Annotated in this window: 11 protein-coding genes; 5 read left to right on the top strand and 6 right to left on the bottom strand. The window is 47.4% G+C overall.

Translation table 11 applies throughout. The features are described 5' to 3' along the window. Position 1 precedes the first annotated feature (1 nt). Complete coding sequence (locus ACMXI2_RS05425) at positions 2–424, top strand: hypothetical protein (protein ID WP_483780682.1); 423 nt, start codon at positions 2–4, stop codon at positions 422–424. 5 nt (positions 425–429) lie between these two features. After that, positions 430–1,482, top strand: a complete 1,053-nt coding sequence (locus tag ACMXI2_RS05420; RefSeq protein WP_483780681.1) for an aminotransferase class I/II-fold pyridoxal phosphate-dependent enzyme — start codon at positions 430–432, stop codon at positions 1,480–1,482. A gap of 320 nt (positions 1,483–1,802) precedes the next feature. Here ACMXI2_RS05420 and ACMXI2_RS05415 read toward each other — a convergent pair whose 3' ends face one another. From ACMXI2_RS05415 to ACMXI2_RS05400, 4 genes are read right to left on the bottom strand one after another with little or no spacing between them, the layout of a single operon-like run. Beyond that, positions 1,803–2,792, bottom strand: coding sequence for a DUF5007 domain-containing protein (locus tag ACMXI2_RS05415; protein ID WP_483780680.1), 990 nt, complete (start codon positions 2,790–2,792; stop codon positions 1,803–1,805). A gap of 23 nt (positions 2,793–2,815) precedes the next feature. Continuing rightward, positions 2,816–3,490 carry a hypothetical protein gene (locus ACMXI2_RS05410; protein WP_483780679.1) on the bottom strand — a complete coding sequence of 225 codons (675 nt, stop codon included), beginning with the start codon at positions 3,488–3,490 and terminating at the stop codon, positions 2,816–2,818. 26 nt (positions 3,491–3,516) lie between these two features. Further along, entirely contained in the window at positions 3,517–5,076 is a 1,560-nt protein-coding gene (locus ACMXI2_RS05405; protein WP_483780678.1) for a RagB/SusD family nutrient uptake outer membrane protein, read from the bottom strand. A 19-nt stretch (positions 5,077–5,095) separates the two neighbouring features. Next, a complete protein-coding gene (locus ACMXI2_RS05400; protein WP_483780677.1) occupies positions 5,096–8,251 on the bottom strand; it encodes a SusC/RagA family TonB-linked outer membrane protein in 3,156 nt (1,051 codons plus the stop codon). Between the two features lie 665 nt (positions 8,252–8,916). Between ACMXI2_RS05400 and ACMXI2_RS05395 the strand changes: the two genes are divergently transcribed. Next, positions 8,917–13,707, top strand: coding sequence for a translocation/assembly module TamB domain-containing protein (locus tag ACMXI2_RS05395; protein ID WP_483780676.1), 4,791 nt, complete (start codon positions 8,917–8,919; stop codon positions 13,705–13,707). A gap of 121 nt (positions 13,708–13,828) precedes the next feature. Here ACMXI2_RS05395 and ACMXI2_RS05390 read toward each other — a convergent pair whose 3' ends face one another. Further along, entirely contained in the window at positions 13,829–15,031 is a 1,203-nt protein-coding gene (locus tag ACMXI2_RS05390) for a bifunctional 3,4-dihydroxy-2-butanone-4-phosphate synthase/GTP cyclohydrolase II (protein ID WP_483780675.1), read from the bottom strand. Positions 15,032–15,429: 398 nt separating this feature from the next. Here ACMXI2_RS05390 and ACMXI2_RS05385 point away from each other — a divergent pair, with 398 nt between their 5' ends. After that, positions 15,430–18,702 (top strand): TonB-dependent receptor, encoded by a 3,273-nt coding sequence (locus ACMXI2_RS05385; RefSeq protein WP_483780674.1) that lies wholly within the window; start codon positions 15,430–15,432, stop codon positions 18,700–18,702. A gap of 271 nt (positions 18,703–18,973) precedes the next feature. After that, positions 18,974–21,076 carry a TonB-dependent receptor gene (locus ACMXI2_RS05380; RefSeq protein WP_483780673.1) on the top strand — a complete coding sequence of 701 codons (2,103 nt, stop codon included), beginning with the start codon at positions 18,974–18,976 and terminating at the stop codon, positions 21,074–21,076. Here ACMXI2_RS05380 and ACMXI2_RS05375 read toward each other — a convergent pair. Beyond that, positions 21,073–21,816, bottom strand: coding sequence for an alpha/beta hydrolase (locus ACMXI2_RS05375; protein WP_483780672.1), 744 nt, complete (start codon positions 21,814–21,816; stop codon positions 21,073–21,075). The genes ACMXI2_RS05380 and ACMXI2_RS05375 overlap by 4 nt on opposite strands. Between the last annotated feature and the right edge of the window lie 16 nt (positions 21,817–21,832).

Genomic DNA, 21,832 nt, shown 5'->3' with positions numbered 1-21,832 from the left:
CATGAAAATACGTCACCTCCTTACCGCTATCGCGGTGTTACCCGTGCTCACCGCCTGTCAGGGTAAAAAGAACAATGAACTGCTGATGAATAAAAAGTGGCGGGTATATGATGTGAAAATTCCACCGGAGTCGCCCATCAGCAACACACAATACATACAGGCGCAGGATCTTAAAAAAGGTTATTACCGGGATGCTTATTACCAGTTCCTGGATAACAATGTTTTTGTGGCTACCATTGCCGGCCGGTCGGACACCGGTAAATACTTTATCCTCAGCAATGGCGCCATGATTTCTGTTACCGCAAAGAACGGCGACCGCAAAGTAGAAAACCTGGTGACCGTTACCAGGCTCACCGAAGATTATTTCGACATGCAGGTAACTTCTACCGATTTCCAGTTTATCTTATGTACTAAGAAAGATTAACAGCTATGTTGCATACAGATTATACACCCGGAAGAACAGTAACACAGGAGGGCCGCAGCTGCCTGTTCTTTTCGGGGTTTGCCTACCTGGGGCTGCACCAGTTGCCTGCCTTCAAACACCTGCTTACGCAGGGGATTGAAAGGTACGGCGCCTTGTTTCCTTCTTCCAGGGCCGCCAACTTACGTTTATCCATATACGAAGAAATAGAACATGCGCTGAGTACTCATTTACAGCAACAGTCGGCCGCCGTTTTTTCCTCCGGGTACCAGGCATCACAGGCGGCGGCGCAATACGCCGTCAACGGCAAACAGCCCCTGTATGCACCAGACGCACATCCGTCGCTATGGCATCAGCAACCGGAGTTGCCGGCCATAAGCCGTGAAGAATGGATCGCCCAAACCATCGAAAAAGTAAATACAGGCCCGGATCATCACTTTGTGATTATCACCGACACCGTGAACCCGCTTACCGGCGCCATCCACCCTTTTCACTGGTTGCAGGAACTGCAGCGTAAGGTATTGGTGCTGGCAGACGATTCCCACGGGATCGGTATATTAGGCCCTGCCGGGCAGGGGGCCATCCATTTTTTACCGCAAACACCTTTTGTAAGATACTTGCTCTCCGCTTCACTGGCAAAGGCGTACAGCGTTTCCGGCGGGGTTGTTGCAGGCCATGCAGCAGATATCATGGCGATCAAAAAGCTGCCTGTTTTTTCCGCCAGCACACCTATGATGCCGGCTCATGCCTACGCCTGGCTGCAATCAAGTGAACTGGTGGCCAAAATGCACCGGTCGTTACAGCAAAATATTGCTTATCTCCTTCATCTTACCGCCAATACTGCTGTGCATAATCCGCATGGCCTGCCCATGTTTATTCTGCCACCAGGCGAGGCATTGGTGCAATACCTGCTGGACAGGGACGTGATCATTTCCAGCTTTCCTTATCCGCAGCCGCATAGCCCGGTGATAAACAGGGCCGTGGTGTCGGCACTGCATCTCCAGGAAGATATGACAACACTACACCGGTTCCTCGGGGAGTTTGGTATCACAAAAGCATAAAGTATCTGAAGATAGATAGTCCATGCTTTGCAGTTGCCTTTCACATGCTTTGGAGATACTTAGGACATGCCTATGACATGGACTTAATGTGGAGGTGACGTGGAGGTGAGGTGGACTTGATCGGTAAGATATTGGGGGTCAATGCCTTGCACAGGGTTTCGCCGTGCTGCTTCTGCCAACTGCAAAAAGGAAGGTATTGGATATCAATGTTTTATACACACCTCAAAAATAAGCCTGATCAGCGGAAATACCAAATAAAAACGGGGTTGCATCCTTACTTTTGATACCACCCCGTTTTTTTGTATGTTTTACTACGCTTCTTATGGCGTAACCTTTACTGTTTTAGGCATTCTCAGTTCCACTACATATGTTCCTGCTTTCATCAGCCGGAAGGCGAACAGCGGATTCACACTGCCTATCTTGCTGGACACATTTTTATCTACTGATACAAAAGCAGATGGAATACGGTAATACATCAGGTAGTTCCAGTTGACACCGCCATTGGAGTAGCGGCTCAATGGAAACGGTGCGATCTCAAAGTTACAGATCATGGCTGTATCCGTATATTCAATCGGATGGAACCTGGCGTAGTTCTCAAAAATAGGACGGTCGCCGCGTTTAATGATCTCTCCTTTTTTAGGATTGAAAGGCTTACCATCTTTATCTGTTATTTTCAGGATAACAGAAGCGCCGCTTTCACTGACCCTGGTAATTGTCATTACCGGTGCGCCCATTGGTACGGTGGAGGACCCATCATCCGGGAAGAAGTTACAGTTGGCGGTTGTTTCGGTAACCAATGGCGGATCGATAGTAGTGAGTGTACCAATATTCTTATACACTTTGGAGCCGGCCACATTGGATACTTCCACATCATATTCATACGTAACATCCAGTGGTAAGCTATCGGTGGCGCCGTTAAATACGAACTGACCACTGGTCAGGAATACATAGGGCTGCATCTTTTTCAGTTCCCGCTTTTTATTCACCAGCTCTATGGTAGTGTCTTTGGCAGGATCTACCGCTGCCGTATATACGTAAACGGGGTATTCTTTATAAAATTCGTCCGCATGCTTTTTGTTATCGGCTCTCCTGATATCCAGCAGCTTCACGGTCATTGGCTGGGTGGTGCCATCTGCAAGGATAGCGTTTGTTTTCTGGAAAGCGTTGCCCCGCTGTACTTTTATCGGGGTATCCGGTACGTACAGGCCGTCGCTCAGAAAGCCTTCTTCAATTTTTTTACATCCGGCAATCAGTAGTCCGAGCAGAACAGCGGATGTGAGCAATTTTATCCCTTTATATTTATGCAACATACTTTTAAGTTTAATGGTGACGACTATTTCCAATAGAACACATGGTTATTTTGCAGTACATGCAATACACCTGTTTTGGTAATGATACCGGTTGTTTGCAGGGTATACTGCATATCCCTGTCTTCTTCCGGATAGTCATCCGGGCGTGGGTCCGGATCGAGGCCATTAATCACTTTTGTTAACGCCATAAACCTTACGCCTGCCGAGAAAATGTCGTCATAACCGTCACTTTTAATCAGCTTGAAAGCGAAGTCTTCGTTCACTTTATTTTTATACACCTGCGATTCCAGCGATAGATCGGCACGTACAATTTTACCGGTGAAAACATACGCCAGCAGGGAGTCGCGCAGTTCAGGCGCTTTCAGGCTATCGATGGTATACTGGATATTTTCATCGTTCTCCTCAGTCTGCAACAGCTTTGTCCGTACCGCGAGGAATTGCTTGATAGAGTAATCCGTAGGCGCTACAAAAGTAACATCGCTATTGATTGTTTCTTTCAGGCCGGCCTTGTCTATCAGCAGGATCAGCGTATCGAAATTAGGATTTGCTTTCAGGTACTCGTAGGTAGTAAGATCTGTGTGATCATTGGTAGGGCTGCCGCCCAGGAAATGATCGTCTTTCTTACAGGCAGCGAACAACAGGGTGATCAGTAAGATGCCCCAACCTGCTTTTGTAGTAAATATTTTTAGTTTGTTCATGTCAGTACTTTTAAAATTTCAAGATGCTATTTCACTTTACCCAGCCAGTATTCATTTTGTGTGAGCACGCTGTTATTGAGGAATAACATGCGTCCTACCGGCCATTTCCAGCCACCGGCATTAAAGCGGTCCTGCGGGAAGCCGGGAGCAGCGTTCACGTTGCCATTCATGAGCATGCCGGTGCGTACCAGGTCGTACCAACGTTGTCCTTCTGCATATAATTCACGGGAGCGTTCCAGGAATGCTTCTTCTTTAATGTCGGTCACGTCTTCGGGCAGAATGGGTTCCGCATGCGAGCGGGCCCTTACCCTGTTGATGTCCTGCAGTGCGGCGCCTACATTTCCCTGGTCGGCGCGGGCTTCTGCACGCAACAGCAGCAGGTCGGCATACCGCATCAGGATGATGTTGGCATCTACAGCAGCATCGGTGAAGTTGCCGGGATTGCGGTAGTTAATGTTTTCCCGGTTGGGGCCTGCAAACTTGCAGATCATCACATCGTACTGGCCAAACGCATCCAGGTTGGTGAAGTAATAATGGCGGCGTACATCGGTACCGGCTTCATCATACAGCATATTGATCAGGTCAATATTCGGTGCATCTACCTTACCATCTTTATTACTGATAAAAGGCGTTTTCAGGATGTTGTAATAAAATCCTTTTTCTACCTGCTGTTCGCCATCCGCTACCTGCATATTGATTTCGAATACGCCCTCCATTGATTTTCCGTGGAAGATCTTTGGATACATTTCGGCTGCGAGTAACTGGTACTGACCGCTTTGTTCAACAGAATCAATAGCGGCAATGGCATTGGTTATGTCGGATACCACCTGTCCTTTGTTCAGGAAGTTTCTCCACATGTAGGCGTGCGCCAGTAAGCCAAATGCAGCGCCCTTGTTGGCTCTTACTGCTCTTTCGCTGCCGCTTTTATATTCCCACGGCAACAGGCTGATGGCTTTTTTAAGATCAGCAATACAGGTGTCCAGGATGATTTTCTCATTGGTTCTTGGAATATTCTCTGCCCCCACGGGATTAGGATCATACTTCATCACCAGCGGCACATCGCCCCAGATACGCACCATGTAGAAATAACTGAAAGCGCGCAGAAAATAGGCTTCTCCGAGGAAACGGTTACGGGTACGGGTGGCCTGATCAGTAAACTGTGCATCGGGAATATTGGGAATATTATGCAACATAATATTCGTTTGCGCGATCACCTTATAGTAGGGCGACCAGTCGTGATACTTATCCAGGTAAGCCCCCAGGAAATCGGCGGTATTCATACCATCTCCTCCTTTCACCAGGGCCCTTACATCGTACACGTTATAGTCAGAAAATTCATACGCAGGTAAGGAGCCATATGAAAAATGCGACATGTTCTGGTCCCAGTCCGTATTGGAAGTTAATGCCCTGCGCAATAACGCATAGCCGCCGGCTACACCCTGTTCTGCATCCCGCTGGTTTTGCCAGAAAACGGAGTTATAGGGAGAATTGATCGGCTCCTGATCCAGCAGCTTCTTACAGGACACGAAAGGCGACAACAGCAGTCCTGCAGCTATTACCGTGAATATATTTTTCAGACAATTCATATCTTTTTCTTTTTAAAAATTAAAAACCAACATTTACACCGAGGGTGAACTTACGGGGTATCGGGTAGCCGCCACCGGTGTAAGTACCTTTTTCATCCACTGCTTCCGCATCCGGAACGCTTGATTTCTGGAACATCTTTACATTGTCTACCACACCATAGATCTGGAGTTTGCCCAGCTTTGCACGTTCCAGGAACTTAGGACTGAACTGGTAAGCAAGGTTCAGGTATTTAATACGCAGGTAGGAACCATTTTCTACAAACGCAGAAGAAAAAGGAAGGAACTGGTAATAATATTGCTGGCTGTAAGGAATCACTTCTGAATACTTGCTGTTATCGCCTTCCTGATGCCAGCTGTCGATAGTAGAAGGATCTATAGCCGCAATAGTAGCATAGTTGTTGGTTAAGCCGGTAAGCCTGTCGGACATGTATTTGTTATAGATATCACGTTTAAGGGTAAACGTCATATATACCTGCATGCTCCAGGGGCCGTAAGAAAACACGTTGGTGAAACCACCGGTAACGGCCGGGTTTGGATTACCACTGCGTACCTTATCATTCCAGTCCCAAACATCGTAGTCGCCGTTTTGATCTTCCCAGATAAAGTCGCCTGCCTGCACGGTATGGTTACCGCCCCAGTAGGTGAGCTTTTCACCGGTGTAAGGGTTAAACGGAATATCTTTTTCACTGGCGTAAACGCCTTTGTTTCTGATCAGGTAAAATTCATTGATAGCGCGTCCTTTGGTGAGTACATAAGTCATACCGGTGTTGTTGTCCGGTACTATCAGATCGCGGTTGCCATTGGGTAATTTAACAATCTGGTTTTTGATGAAAGATAATATCAGGGTAGAACTCCACTGGAACTTGCTGGTGGGCGGTGTGATACGACCCTGTACCGTGAATTCCACGCCGGTGTTGCGTACATCTACTGCGTTGGTATTTACTTTATCATACCCTGAGGTAGAAGGCAGCAGCAGGTTAAACAACAGCTTGGAAGTACCCCTGTTAAACGCGTCGGCGGTTACATTCAATCTTCCGCCAAAGAAACTTGCATCCACCCCGATATTGGATTGGATAGCCTGCTCCCAGGTTAATCCGTCCTGCGCCACCCCATCTGAGAAGTTGGGCGTTACGGCATTCACGCCGTTGTAGGTGCCGCCGGTAGATCCGCCGTAGGTACCCTGGTTGATGCTGTAAGTATTATACTGGAGGTAATATTGTTTTGGTAAACTTCCTGTTACACCATAGCTTCCGCGGATCTTGAAATATTCCACCCACCTTTTGAAAGGGGCCATAAATGGTTCGTCTGAAAGATTCCAGCCGCCTGATACAGAGGGGAAATAGCCCCATCTGCTGTTACGGCCAAAACGGGAAGAAGCATCTGCACGATAGGCAAATGACAACAGGTATTTTTCTTTATAGTTATAATTCACACGGGAGAAAAAGGACAGCATGCCTGACGACTGGTAGTCGGACCCGGAAACGAGGTTGCCATATGCGTCTCTGTACATCAGGTAACTGAGGTTATAGCCCTGTACCACTTTCACGTTATCGTTGCTGAGCGCGCCGCTGCCGATACCGGTAAATTCATTCCGGATATTGTTGATGGTGTTACCCAGCAGCACGTTTAAGTGATGGTCTTTATTGATGACATCGGAAGTATAGCTCAGTGTGTTATCGAGGTTGACATTTTCAAAGCGCGATTTACCACTTTGTGCATAAGATAACCCGGCGGTGTTCAATTCTCCGGGACGGAAAATATCGCGGGTATTGATGCTGGACTGGATAGATCCGATGGAAGCAAATTTCAGCTTTTTAGTGATATCGTAGTTTACGGTAAGACTGGCAGTGATATCATCATTGATGTTTTTATCACGACCCGATTCCAGGTCGCCGGTAAAGTTTTTGCGGTCAATATCCGAGATATTGAACAGGGAAGAAAGATACTGGCCTCCTACTAACGGGATGGTATTTTCTCCGGGGAACACGCCACGGCCGCGGGATCTGTCGCCACGGCTCAAACGGAACAGCGAGGAAACACTCAGGCGGGACGACATTTTCACGCCCATTGCGGCGGAAATGGTATAACGTTTAAAGCCGGTACCACGGATCGTTCCATCTTCATTGTAATAGTTGCCGCTCACGCGGTAGTTGGTGGTTTCTGATGCGCCGGAAACAGACAGGTCGTAGTTCTGGATGATACCATTCTGGTAGAAGAGATCCTGCCAGTCGACCGCTCCGCTGAAAGCGGGGTTCAGGCTATCTGTCAGCATCATAGGGATACCGTTCACTTTCTGCTGATCCGTAAGGTACTTTTGCAGGTAGTCCATTTTGAACCATCTTTCTTCTGCGCCGCCATATACAGTTTCAAACTTTGGTTTCTGGATCATACCGGCGTAGGTGGAAAAGTTCACCTGTGGTTTGCCTTGTTTACCGCGTTTGGTTTTCACGATTACCACGCCGTTAGCGCCGCGGGAGCCGTAAATGGCTGCTGCCGATGCATCTTTGAGGATGTCGATCGATTCAATATCGTTGGGATTCAGCCCGGCAATGTAGTTGGTACCGGTGTTGTCAAATGCGGCGGCATCATCCAGTGAAACCGGGATGTCGTCGATCACAAACAGCGGAGAGCTGAGGGTGCGGGCGGCGCTGGCATCGCGGCTGATAGAGGTATTTCCCCTTACCACGAAGGAGCCTCTTACGCCTGGTTCACCGGTGAAGTTCTGCACGTTCAGGCCGGCCGCACGGCCTTGCAGCAGCTGGTCGAAGCTGGGAGAAGGCAGGTTTTCGATGTCCTTGCCTTTCACGCTGGAAACCGCTGCTGTTACCGTTTTACGCCGTACTTCCTGGTAGCCGATCACCACCACATCTTTCAGACTTTTGGCATCCGGTTTCAGCGAAATGGAATAAGATGCTTTCCCCGACAACACCACTGTTTGCGTTTCAAAACCTATAAATGAAATAGAAAGTTTGTTGGAATTGCCTTTCAGGGTAAGCGTAAACTGGCCTTCGGGAGTGGTGGCCGCTCCATTATTGGTACCTACTTCTTTTACAGATACGCCGGGTAATACCCCTCCTTTATCATCTGTAACAGTACCTGAAATTTTTCGCTCCTGGGCCCATGCGTGCAGGCACAGGAATCCCATTAGCGCTAGTAGTAGCAACTTTTTGTGCATAGATTCTGGTTTATTGAATTATTCTGGAATTATCAGACTGGTTGACTGAATGTTTACGGAAATTTGTTCACTGGTGAAATAATCGTTGTTACTGTTATTGGAACGGGTGAATTACAATTGTTGCTGGTATGCTATAATTTGGCTGAATGAATTTGGTTACTTAAATGTTTGTTCACTGAAATGCTACATTGTTCATTAATTGCTCACTCGTACTTTCATTGTTCTGGAAGGAAATTTAGAAATGTTAAAGTTTTCCTAATAGGCCGTAAAAAATTACTGACACTATTATGACGGAAATTTTCACGCAATGGAAAACAGCTATATATCTATCTAAAGTATTGATAATTAGATTTAAAGAAGATAGATGCGTTTATTCCTTCATCTTTATAAGATAAAATACCATTATCAAATAAGAATATAATACCACAATGAAAAAGAAGGTCCGACAATTTTATGATAAACTTACCAGGCTGCTTTTCCGGATGTACAACGGACCGGTACACACTCACTGGCACCTATATACGAAATCACTGGTCAGCATACTTTACCGGTTAAACCGGAAATCCATCTTATTTATCTGCTAAATGGCATTGACTGCCAACTATTAATTATTTTTGCCGGATAAACTTTGCCGCCTGAAAAAAGTACGGAAAATATTATCTGTCGTGTTACTGTGTTTGTTAGGCCTTGTCATTCTGATCGGAATACTGGTAAACATCCCCGTGGTGCAGAACTTCCTTGTGCATGAAGTGACCAGCCGTTTGTCGCAGCAGCTTAAAACCCGCGTGGAAATAGACTACGTGAGTTTCCGGCTGTTCAACAGTATGCAGCTGGAAGGCGCACTTATTGAAGACCAGCACAAAGACACGCTGCTCTACGCAGGCAAGCTACAGGTACGCATTACCGACTGGTTCTTTTTCCAGGACAAGCCCATTATCAAATTCATCGGGCTGGAAAATGCACAGGTGAACCTGCTGCGTACCCGCAAGGATTCCGTATGGAACTATCATTTCCTCGAAGAAGCATTTGGCTCCTCCAAACCCGATACCAGCCGCCAGCCTTCCGGCGGTATTTCCCTTGACCTGAAAAAGATCGATCTCAAAAACATCCGGCTCAACCAGGTGGATGCCTGGGTGGGTGAAGATATGCGGGCATCTGCCAAACGTATTTATCTCGACGCAAAAAACCTGGATCTACAGAAACATAATATCGATATACAGGAACTCACGCTCACCGATCCCAATTTCATTATCAGCAGTTACGCGGCCTCTCCCCTGCGGCGCCGCCGGAAACCCAGTCCGGATCACCCCGTACCCGATACCGGGCAACTGCAGCAGCTGCGTTGGAATAATGCTAACTGGAAGCTGATCGTGAAAGAACTCAATATCAAAAACGGCATCTTCGGCGTGGATAACCCCGACGACAGCACGAAAATTGAACCCGGCTATTTTGCGCCGAATCATATCCGCTTCAATGAAATCAATCTGTCGCTCACCAATACCAGCCTGGTAAAAGACAGCGTGATCGGGGATCTTACCCTGCGCACCAGAGAACGCAGCGGCTTTGAAGTGAAAAAACTAACCAGCCGGTTTAAAATGTCGCCGGTGGAAATGGAGTTTTCGCAGCTCGACCTCGAAACCAACCGCAGTCATATCGGCGACTACTACACCATGCAATACAGCGACATCAGCGATATGAGTGATTATATCAATGATGTGTTCATGCAGGCCCGGTTCAAAAACTGTAAACTATCTTCAGACGATATTGCCTTTTTTGCGCCGCCCCTTTCCACCTGGAAAAAAGAAATTACGCTGAGCGGTAAAGCCAGGGGCCCTGTCAGCAACCTGAAAGCCTCTGAAATAGACCTCACCGCCGGTACTACCACCCGTCTTAAAGGGAGCCTGGAAATGCGCGGACTGCCGGATATCTATGAAACATTTATCGATTTTCATACAGAAGAACTAATTACCACCGGTAATGACGTGATGCAGATCATGCCCATAGTAAAAGATATTGTGAGCACGGTGCGCATCGACCGCCTTTCTTCCATCCGTTTCCAGGGAAGCTATACCGGGTTCATCAACGACTTTGTGGCCTATGGCCAGTTCCAGACCAATCTGGGTAAGCTGAACTCCGATCTTAACTTTAAAACCAGCCGCGATATCCCCGTTTACTCCGGGAGTTTAAAAGCCACCAACTTTGATATTGGCAGCCTTTTTAATAATGCCAACCTGTCTACCATCTCTCTCGATGCCAAAGTAGACGGTGCAGGCTTTAACTTTAAAACGCTGAAAGCCAGTATAGATGGCGATGTGCAGGAAATATCCCTGTTTGGATACAATTACCGGAACATCAAAACAAAGGGGGAAATGAGCCGCAAATTCTTTAGTGGCTCACTCACGGCCAATGATCCGAACCTGGATATGGACTTTGCCGGGACCATTGATTTTAATGCCGCCCTGCCGGAATTTAAATTCAATTCAGAAATCCGTAAGGGAGATCTGAAAGCCCTGCATATCACAGAAGATTCCGTAACACTGCAGGCCAAACTGGAGCTGAACTTTGTGGGCAGCAACATCGACAACTTCGACGGTACTGCGCGGATGTACGATGTATCTGCCTTTAAAGACAACCGCCGCCTGGAATTTGATTCCCTGTATGTATCGTCGCACATGGTGGATAACCAGAAGCTGCTCGAATTTACCGGTAGTGAAATCGACGGCTTTGTAAAAGGACAATACAGTTTCCTCCAGCTGCCGGATGCTTTTCACCTGCTGCTGTATAAATATTATCCCAGCTATTTCAGTGCGCCGCAAAATGCCGTCATCAATCAGAACTTCACCTACGCAATTAATCTCGGTGAAGTGGATAAACTGCTGAGTGGCTTTACCAAACAGTTTTCCGGGTTCGACCACGCAACTGTAACCGGCGCCCTCAATACCATGAATGGCGGCAACCTGGCCTTAAACATCCAGGTACCGGAAGCCGGCTACCTGGGGTATCATGTACAGGAGTTACAGGTTAAGGGAGATGGCAACTTTAATAAGGTTAACCTCAGTGCGAGCATAGGCAAAGTATTATCCGGTAAAAATGTGATCCTCGAAAACCCGGTGATACTGGCCAGTTCAGGACATGACACCTCATTTGTAAAAGTGGACCTGGCGGCAGAAGACACCTCTTCCCTGGATGGCTTCTATGCACGGATCATTACGGTAGCGGATGGGCTGAAGATCAATTTCCTCAACAGCGCCTTCACCGTAAATGAACGGCAATGGAATGTTACCCCCGGCAACGAAATATACTGGAGCAAACATTTTCTCACGGTAAAAAATCTCCGGGTTACCCGCAATGACCAGAGCATTACCGTAGAAACCAATGAGTATAATCCCGATGAATCAAAATTCATCGTTACACTTAAAAACCTGAACCTGGCAGATGTAATTCCTTCCCAGCTGATTTCCACACGGGTAGAGGGTATTACAGATGGTACCATTAATATTGCAGATCCCACCGCAAACCTCGACATCAATACAGCGCTGAGAACACGGGAGCTGCGTATCGACAATGACTCCATCGGCATTTTAAATATAGATGGCACCTATCATCACCTTACCGGTGACGCCACTTTTAATATACAATCTGATAACGAAGGAAAGGCTTTCCTGGCGCAGGGTAAAGTGGGATTGACGGCCTCCAACAATGGGATTGATGCCAGCGTGAAGCTCAATGGCACCTCTGTGAGCCTGTTGAATAAATACCTCGCGGGCTATGTGTCCAATCTCACCGGCGCGGTAACGGGCACCTTGAATGTAAGCGGCACCACACGCGTGCCTTCCGTTAAAGGCGCGCTCACCCTCGATACCGTGGGTGTTACCGTGGATTACCTGGGCACCCACTACCGCATTCCGAAACTGAATGTGAATATAGATGACAACCTGATTGAATTCGGCAACTTTACGCTGGTAGATAAATACAATACCAAAGGCACTGCCAGCGGGTATATCAGTCATGATCATTTCGACAAGCTCAACTTCGACTTTGATGTTACCGGCCGCGGATTCCTGTTCCTGAATACCAGCGCTACTGATAATGACCTGTTTTACGGAGATGTGCTGGCTGATGGTAAAGTATACTTCTCCGGTCCGCTGAACGATATGCAGATGCACATCCTGGCCCGTCCGATTAAGGGCACCCACTTCTATCTCCCTATGTCCGACAGCAAGGATATCGGGAAGTACGATTACATCACATTCAAAAGCTATGGTACCGAGATCGTTGAAAAGAAGAAGAAAAAAGACAATACCAAGCTCACTGTTAAACTGGATATCGCCGCCAATCCTGATGCGCAGATCGATGTGATCCTCGACGCCACCACCGGTGATATTATTTCCGCCAATGGTACCGGCAACCTGCAGATTACGGTGAATACAGAAGGTGATTTCACCATGTTTGGCAACTATGAAATCAATAACGGTTCCTATAACTTCAATTTCCAGCGGCTCACCAGCTGGAAGTTTGACATAGAAAAGAACAGCACCATTACCTGGAACGGCGATCCGTCGGAAGCGCGGGTAAACATTATGGCGAAGTACTCCCTGCCAAAAGTAAGCCTGTATAACCTGGTGGGCCAGGGTACCAATGTGAGCACCGATAAGCTGGCTACGCGCACCGAAAAAGTGGATGTGCTGATCAACCTGCGTGGCGCCCTGCTGAAACCGGATATTACTTACTCCATTGAATTGCCTGAAGTGGGCAGCCTGGCATATGAAAGCGGGGTGGCCGCCCATCTGAAAGAGATCAACAATGACCAGAACAAGGCGTTGTTCCAGGTGTGGGGGTTGCTGTTTTCCAACCAGTTCCTGCCGGATGATGCCACTACTACCGCCGCTGCCAATGTGGGTATTACCGGTAAAAACAGTGTGGGACAAGCCTTATCCGCCCAGGCGCAGGCCATTCTCAATAACATTACCGGGGTGTTGCTGAAAGGCAGTGGTATCGGGGTGAATGTGAACTACCGCGCGTACAATGTGGGCGGGCCACAGGACAACTCCTCCGTAGACCGTAACCAGGTGAGTGCCGGGATTACGAGCAATTTGTTTAATAACCGTTTCCGTTTATATGCCGGTGGTGATTACGACTGGGGTAAAACGGCTACTTCCGCCAATACCAACCGTTTTGCCGGCGACTTCCGCATTGAATACCTGCTTACGCCGGATGGCCGTTTCCGTATCAATGCTTTCAGCAAAACGGATTACGACGTGTATAACCTCAACAACCGTACAAAATCCGGCGTGGGTATTTCCTATATCAGGGAATACAACCGCTTCAGCGAGCTGTTTAATGACAGGCGGCGCAGGCCTACGCCATTACTGGATTCCCTCCGCCGTGCCGCCATGCTGAAGCAGGAGCAGGAAGATTCTTCCAGGGTTAAAACAGATACTACTAACATTGAATAAAACAACAAAGGGAGCAACAGCTGCTGTTAAACAGTGTTACTCCCCGGTGTGGTTTACTTTGCAGGAATGGGTTCATTCCTTACTATACGCGTTCCCAATGATGACTGTCGGTTTATCCTTTTTATCCTTTTAGGATATCATGTCCTAATTTGTCGCGCTTTGTTTTAAGATAATTCTCGTTGTGCGGATTTGGATTAATTTCTATGGGCACATTTTCAACAACTTCCAGGCCGTAACCACTTAAACCGGCGCGTTTGCGGGGGTTGTTGGTGATGAGGCGGAGTTTGCAGATACCGAGGTGGCGGAGGATCTGTGCGCCTACGCCGTAATCGCGTTCATCCATTTTAAAGCCCAGTTCCAGGTTGGCTTCTACGGTGTCCATACCTTCTTCCTGCAGCTTATAGGCTTTCAGTTTGTTCATCAAACCGATGCCTCTTCCTTCCTGGTTCATATATAATATAAGGCCTTTCCCTTCTTTTTCCACCATTTGCATGGCGGCGTGCAGTTGTTCTCCACAGTCGCAACGCAGCGAGTGGAGGATATCCCCTGTTACGCAGGATGAGTGGACCCTTACCAGTACCGGTTCACCTTTTTTCCAGTCGCCTTTTTTCAATGCCATGTGAATTTCACCGGAGTTGATTTGTTTAAAGGCGATGAGTTCAAAGTTGCCGTACTTGGTGGGCATCTGCACTTTCACGCCTTCTTCTATCAGTGTTTCAGTGCTGAGGAGGTAGGCGATCAGGTCTTTTATGGAAATGAGTTTAAGGTTGAACCTGGTGGCTATTTCGCGGAGTTCCGGCAGGCGGGCCATAGATCCGTCTTCATTCATAATTTCCACCAGTACCCCGGCAGGTTCAAACCCTGCGAGGCGGGCCAGGTCGATAGTGGCTTCCGTGTGGCCTGAACGGCGTAAAACGCCGCCGGTTTTGGCTTTCAGCGGAAATATATGGCCTGGTTTCCCCAAATGTTCCGGTTTGGTGGTGGGGTCAATGAGCGCCTGTACTGTTTTGGCCCTGTCGTGTGCAGATATGCCGGTAGTGCAACCGTGTCCGAGCAAGTCGACCGAAACGGTGAAAGGGGTTTGGTGCAGGGCAGTATTATCGCGGACCATGAGGTCCAGTCCCAGTTCTTCGCAGCGCTCTTCTACGAGTGGTGCGCAGATGAGCCCACGGCCGTGGGTACTCATAAAGTTGATGATTTCGGGTGTTACATTGCGTGCTGCCGTGATAAAATCACCTTCATTTTCACGGTCCTCGTCATCTACCACGATCACCAGTTTACCGTTTTTTATATCTTCTATTGCTGCTTCTATTGTATCTAACATATATTATTCCCTCCGGGTCAGTAATGTTGAATTGCGCAAAGTTACGACATATAGCTGTGAAAAGTTGCCGATGGAAGTAAGTGCGATTCTACAGGAAAACCATTGGAAAAAGGCTGATTATACAGCATAATTTTAACACATAACAATGAATACCAATTTAATAACGGGTTTATACACCTGAAACCCGATATGGTTCACTGTGGTAGCAGATTTCTCTCATTATTAATATCTCATATTTGAGAAATCGTAATTCTCGGGGAAATTCTTGAAAAAACTATTTATTAAGAAGGTTATGGCTAGATGCCATTCAAATTTTGATAGGCCACTTGAGATATCCACAGTGTACTTAACAATTTGTTAATTCCGCGTTAAAATTTTCACGGGAAAATTGTTCAACTTTGCGTCTGAAACAACAACTTCTTTGCTTTATGGGGTTTAAAAAACTACTCTTTACATTCTCATTGTTGCTCACCGTGTTTGTAACCTATGCGCAGGTAACTACCAGCAGCATAACCGGTGTTGTAACCGATTCCAAAGGCCAGGGCCTGATTGGGGCCACTGTAAAAGCCACCCACACACCTACTGGAACAATTTATGGCACCACTACCCGCGGCAGTGGTGAATTTACCATCCCTAACGTTCGTGTTGGCGGACCTTACAAGGTGGAGGTTTCATTTATCAGCTATGGAACTGAAACCTATAACGACATTTTCCTGAAGCTCGGGGAACCGCTGAAGTTAAATGTAACGCTTGCTGAAGGCTCTACCAGCCTGAAAGAAGTAAGCATTACTGCCAGCAGGGCTATCGCCAAAGGAAACGGCGGTACTGCATTGAACGTTTCCCGTACCCAGCTTGATAACCTGCCTACGGTTAACAGAAGCGTACAGGACTTCGTAAGACTGAGCCCACAGGCATCTGTATCTACCAATGGTAAAGATGGTTCGCCTATGGGTATCTCTTTTGGCGGCCAGAGTAACAAGTACAACCAATTCGCGGTTGACGGCGCTGTAACTAACGACGTATTCGGCTTATCTGCTTCCGGTACCAACGGTGGCCAGGCAGGAGCCAACCCTATCTCCATAGAAACTATTGATCAGTTACAAATTGTACTGAATCCCTACGACGTTAAACAGAGCGGTTTTACAGGCGGTGGTATCAACGCCATTACCAAAAGCGGAACCAACGATTTTCATGGCGCAGCGTACTTCTACTACCAGGGCCAGTCTTTAGTTGGTAAAGCCCCGGATTCTACCCGGGCCGACTACGGCAATTTCACCAATAAGATTTTTGGCGCCTCACTCGGTGGACCAATTATCAAGAATAAATTGTTCTTCTTTGTAAATGCAGAGAGATCTGTCAGGAATAACCCGGTGGATTTTAACCCTGCAACCGGATCTTCCAACGTAACTACCGATGAACTGAAAAGTATCTACGACTTCGTTCAGAATAAATATAAAGTAGATCTGGGAAGTTATACGGACCAGGAACGTGATAAACCAGCGACTACACTCTTTGGACGTATCGACTGGAACATCAACGCTATACATAAACTGACTGTACGTCATAACTACCTGAATGCAAGTGATTTGATCTACAGCCGGTCCAACAGCTCCGCTGCTTTTGCAAACAACTATTATAAATTCCCTTCAAAAAGTAACTCCAGCGTTATTGAGTTGAACTCCAACTTCTCTAACAGGCTGAGTAATGAACTGAGAATCGGTTATAATAATGTAAAAGACAGAAGAACTTCCCTGGGTCAACCTTTCCCTACCGTTACCATTAATGATAACGGACGTACCATTAACCTGGGTAGCGAGTTTTCTTCTACTGCCAATGCATTGGATCAGAGTATCTGGACAATTACCGATAACCTGACCATGTATAAAGGTAAACATACTATTACCGTAGGCGCCAATGCTGAAATCTATAAGATCAAAAATACCTTCATCCAGGGCGCTTTTGGTTCTTACACTTATGATTCCATCAGCGGATTTATCAATAACCTGAAACCAAGACAATACCAGATCAACTATAACACCGCAGATTCTACCCTCCGGGATGGTATTGGCTTCAAAGCAGCACAGATCGGTATTTATGCACAGGACGAATGGAATATCAGGAAAAATTTCACCCTGACGTACGGCGTGAGAATAGACATTCCTATCTTCCCAACCACACCTCCGGACAACGTAGCATTCTCCAAAGACCCGAGCTTTGCAGGATATTCCACTACCACTATTCCAAAATCAAGACCGCTGATTGCTCCGCGCATTGGATTTAACTGGGATGTAACCAACGACGGGATGACTACTATCCGCGGTGGTGTTGGTATTTTTACAGGCCGTGTACCATTTGTATGGATTTCCAACCAATACGGAAATACCGGTAACGTATATACCAACGTAAGTTTGAGCGGTTCAGGTTTACCAAGTAGTTTCCGTTTCAACTACGACGGCAACAGTCCTTTTTACGGACAGTATTCTGCCGCCAACCTTTCAGCAATGGGTGCTAACGTGGGAAGCAGCCCTTCCAACATTAACCTGTCTGACAAGGATTTCAAATTCCCGCAGATGTTTAAAACTAACCTGGCTGTAGAAAGAAGACTGCCGTGGGGAATGAGTGCTACTATTGAAGGTAACTTCACCAAAACACTCAACAATGCGATCTGGGAAAACCTGAACGTTGTTCCTACCGGCGACAGCGTTTCTTTAGGCGGTGGTGTTAAAAGACCAACCTGGGCAAAGAAAAACAAAAACTGGGGTAACCAGATCCTCCTGCTGAAAAACACCAGCGAAGGTTATACTTATAACATCTCCGGTGAACTGACCAAGCAAACAAGTAATGGCCTGTTCCTGAAAGTTGGCTATTCTTACGGCGATTCTTATTCTGTAAATGATGGTACCTCTTCTACTGCCGGTTCCAACTGGCGTTTTGGACCAAACATCAACGGTCTGAATAACCTGGAAATGGCCCGCTCTAACTACAGCATGGGCAGCCGTGTACTGGCAGTGGCTTCCAAAACCTTTAAATATGGTAAAGAAGATAAATTCCGTACTACCGTAACCCTGTTCTATAACGGTCAATCCGGTGTTCCTTACTCATGGGTATATTTCAACACCGTTGATCCTACCGGTGATGACCTGAACTCCAGCGGTAATAATGACCTGATCTACATTCCAAAAGCAACGGAAGTAGCTACCATGAGCTTCGACCTGATCTCTCAGAGGGATTCCAAAGGTAATGTGATCTACACCCGCACACCGGATGAGCAGAGAGCTGACCTGGAACGCCTCATCAGCAACGACAGCTACCTGAGCAAACACCGTGGTGAAAATGCGAAGAAAAATGCGAGCCGCACTCCGTTCGAAAACATCTTTGACTTTAAAATAGCACAGGTACTGCCTATTTACAAAGGCCATAAAGTGGAAATCACTTTCGACATCCTGAACGTAGGCAACCTGCTGAACCAGGATTGGGGCAGAACTTACTTTATCTCCAACAACGCTTCTACTCCACTCACATTCAGAAAATATGATGCTACCTCAGGTGCAGCAGTTTTTCAATATGACAGAAGAAGAGAAGTAAATGGTTTTGGCGATGAAAAACCATACTATATCAACAACTTTACTGCACGCTGGAGAGGCCAACTTGGTCTTCGCTACAGCTTCTAAGAAAGCAGGGGTTAATTTATAAAGAGAGGGCTGGCCAGATGGTCAGCCCTTTTTTATTGAAGCCCGCCAATAGCCCGGAAGATTAAAACCACTCCTATCCCCAAATTTTTCCCGATTGCGTAAATCAATGGCCATCCTTTTACCTAATTTCACCCCCGTAATAAATTCGGCCAATACGCAAATTAAACGGCAACACACCGCCATACACCACATGCTACACAAAAAATTATGTCTCCTGCTACTCTCCGGCTGCGGAATAACCGCACCTCTGATGGCACAACAAAAAAATACTACCAACCATAAAAAAGATACCATCGGCGAACCAAGAGCACTGGGAGAAATTGTGGTATCTGCCAGCCGCAAGCCGGTAACACTGGATAACGTTCCTTCTTCCGTAACCGTTATCACCCGGAAAACACTGGAAAACGATATGACTGTAAATACTGATGTAACGGATATCCTCGCACGGGAAGTACCTGGCCTGGCGCCCGGTACGCAAACCAACAGTAACGTAGGACAATCCCTCCGTGGCCGCTCCGTACTCATCATGATCGACGGTGTTCCGCAATCCACCCCGCTCCGCAACGGGGAAGTGGATATGCGCTCCATTGACCCCTCCGTTCTGGAAAGGGTGGATGTGCTGAAAGGCGCTACCGCCATCTATGGCAACGGCGCTACCGGCGGGCTGATCAACTATATCACGGTTACGCCCAAAGAAGATAAAATATTATCCGGTAAAACGATGATCAATGCCACCGGCTCACTCACCAGCATCAAAAACAGTGTGGGCGGCCGTTTAAACCAGGTATTACAGGGAAAATACAGGAAGTTCGATTACATCGTGAGCGGTGTGGCAGAACAAACCGGCGAATTTAAAGACGCAAAAGGCAAGCTGGTTGGCCCTAACTACAGCCTGGGCGAAACAGACAGCTACAACGCCTTTGCAAAAGTTGGCTACCAGGTAAACAGCCGGCAGCGTATACAGCTGATGTACAACTACTACCGCAGCCAGCAAAACTCCCACTACAACCTGGTGAACGGCGATATCGCCAAAGGCATCCCTGCTTCCGGTGTATTGGGTACGCCCGCCGGCGTGGCCACCGGGCCGAGAGGAAATCAAACCCTGCATCTCCTCTACCAGGCAGATAGCCTGATTGGCGGCACCTCCCTCACAGCAGATGCATATTATGAATCAAGGGATGATATCTTTTATGTGTCGTTTGGCCGCTTTGAAGGCGGCGACGGACAGTCGCATACCATCGACAAGAAAAAAGGACTCCGGTTGATGTTTAACTCCCCGCTGTCGAACAAATCCGCCTTTAATGGTACGCTCTCCTACGGCGCCGACCTGTTGAACAATGTTACCTCGCAGCCGCTGGTAGATGGCAGGGTATGGGTACCGGAGATGAATATGCTGAACTATGCCCCCTTTGCGGAAACACAATGGTCGCTTTGGCAAAACCTGATCGTGAAAGCAGGTGTGCGCGTGGAAAGGGTTCGTGTAAGTGTGGATGATTACACCACGCTGCAGCTTACTAACGCCAACGGCACTACGAGCGCGCCAAGCATCGCGGTAAAAGGCGGCGACCTGGATTATACGGCTGCTTTATTTAATGCCGGCATCCGTTACAACCGCCTGCCGGTATTCATGCCCTACTTTAGTTTTTCACAGGGCTTTTCCGTGTCTGACATAGGTTTAGCGCTGCGCGATGCTAAAGTAAATGATATTAAAAAGATCAATACAGAAGCAGTACTGGTGAATAACTATGAACTGGGTTTTGTCAGTGAATATAAAAAGCTCCGCTTTGAACTCAGCGGATTTATCAGTACCTCCAAACTGGGTGCAGATATGATTTTTGACCCTAACACGGACCTGTTCAATGTAAGCAGAACCCCCGAACGTGTATATGGTTTTGAAGCGTCGCTGCAATACCAGGTGCTGCATAACCTCGATATCAGCGCCAGCTACAGCTACCTGGAAGGAAAAGCAGATACCGCCAAAACAGGCGGCAGCTATAATGTATACCTGAATGGCAGAAGGATTGCTCCTCCGAAAGTAACCGGCAGCATCGGCTATCGCCCGGTGCCGGCGCTGGAAGTAAGACTGCAGTACATGGGTGTAAATGGCCGGAACCGTTTTGAGAAAAATGCCAAAGGCGTTTACAATGGCAATGAAGGAAAAGTATCTGCGTACAACCTGGTGAATTTCAACGCCAGTTATAAAGTGGCGCCCCGTACCCTGCTCACACTGGGTATTGATAACCTTTTCAACGAGGATTATTTCCCTGCACGCGCCCAGTGGTTTATGCAGCCAGGGTTTTATTCCAAAGGAAAAGGCGCCTCCTTTAATATAGGCATTGCCGTTAATTATTAATAAAAGAAAGGTAATTGTAAGAAGATATCCATAGCGGTTTTCCAGGTGGCCATATCATGCCGGCCACCTGGAATCTCCAGGTAAAAAATATCCTTGTCTGGTTTGTAGCCCTTTTGTAATAACTCCTTTATCAGATCCCGGGTATCATCAATACTGTCAATCACCCCGTTATTATTCCTGTCGGCCATTTCATCGGCGGTACCGCATTCAAAGAAAAACTGCTGCCCCGGATGATAGCTGCCTGCACGGATCAGTTGGTGCATAATACGATGAGTATCATCCCGGTACCCGGCTCCCAGCGCTTTACTACGCCACCATAACGAACCTGAAAAAACACCGGCCAGCTGGAAAAGATCCGGGTGATGCCACACAATATCCAATGCCGATAAGCCTCCCAGGGAAAAGCCTGCAAAGGCGCGCTGCACAATATGCATATCCGGATACTGCTGTTCCAGGAATGGCAGCAGCTCGGTAACAATGAAGCGGGTGTAGTTTTCAGCCAGATTGCCCTGCCCCAGGTAATCCGGTACGCCGGCGGTGCCATAAACGGCTTTCCGGCTGGCATCCGCATAAATGCCCACTGCCAGCACGGTGGCCGGCAGCGCCGGTAATAACCCGGATAGTTCCTGACCATCATTTACCAGTAAAAGTATATGGGGAGATGTACCGGTGAAGTAGCTATCCAGCTGTACCCTGCGCGCCAGGTGTACAGAATTGATATAATGTTGACGTATTTGCACCGGAACAATTTACCAA

Source organism: Chitinophaga sp. G7 BAM 1005 (assembly GCF_057126945.1).
The sequence above is the reverse complement of the archived record's forward strand: the minus strand, read 5'-3'. Positions and strand labels throughout refer to the sequence as shown.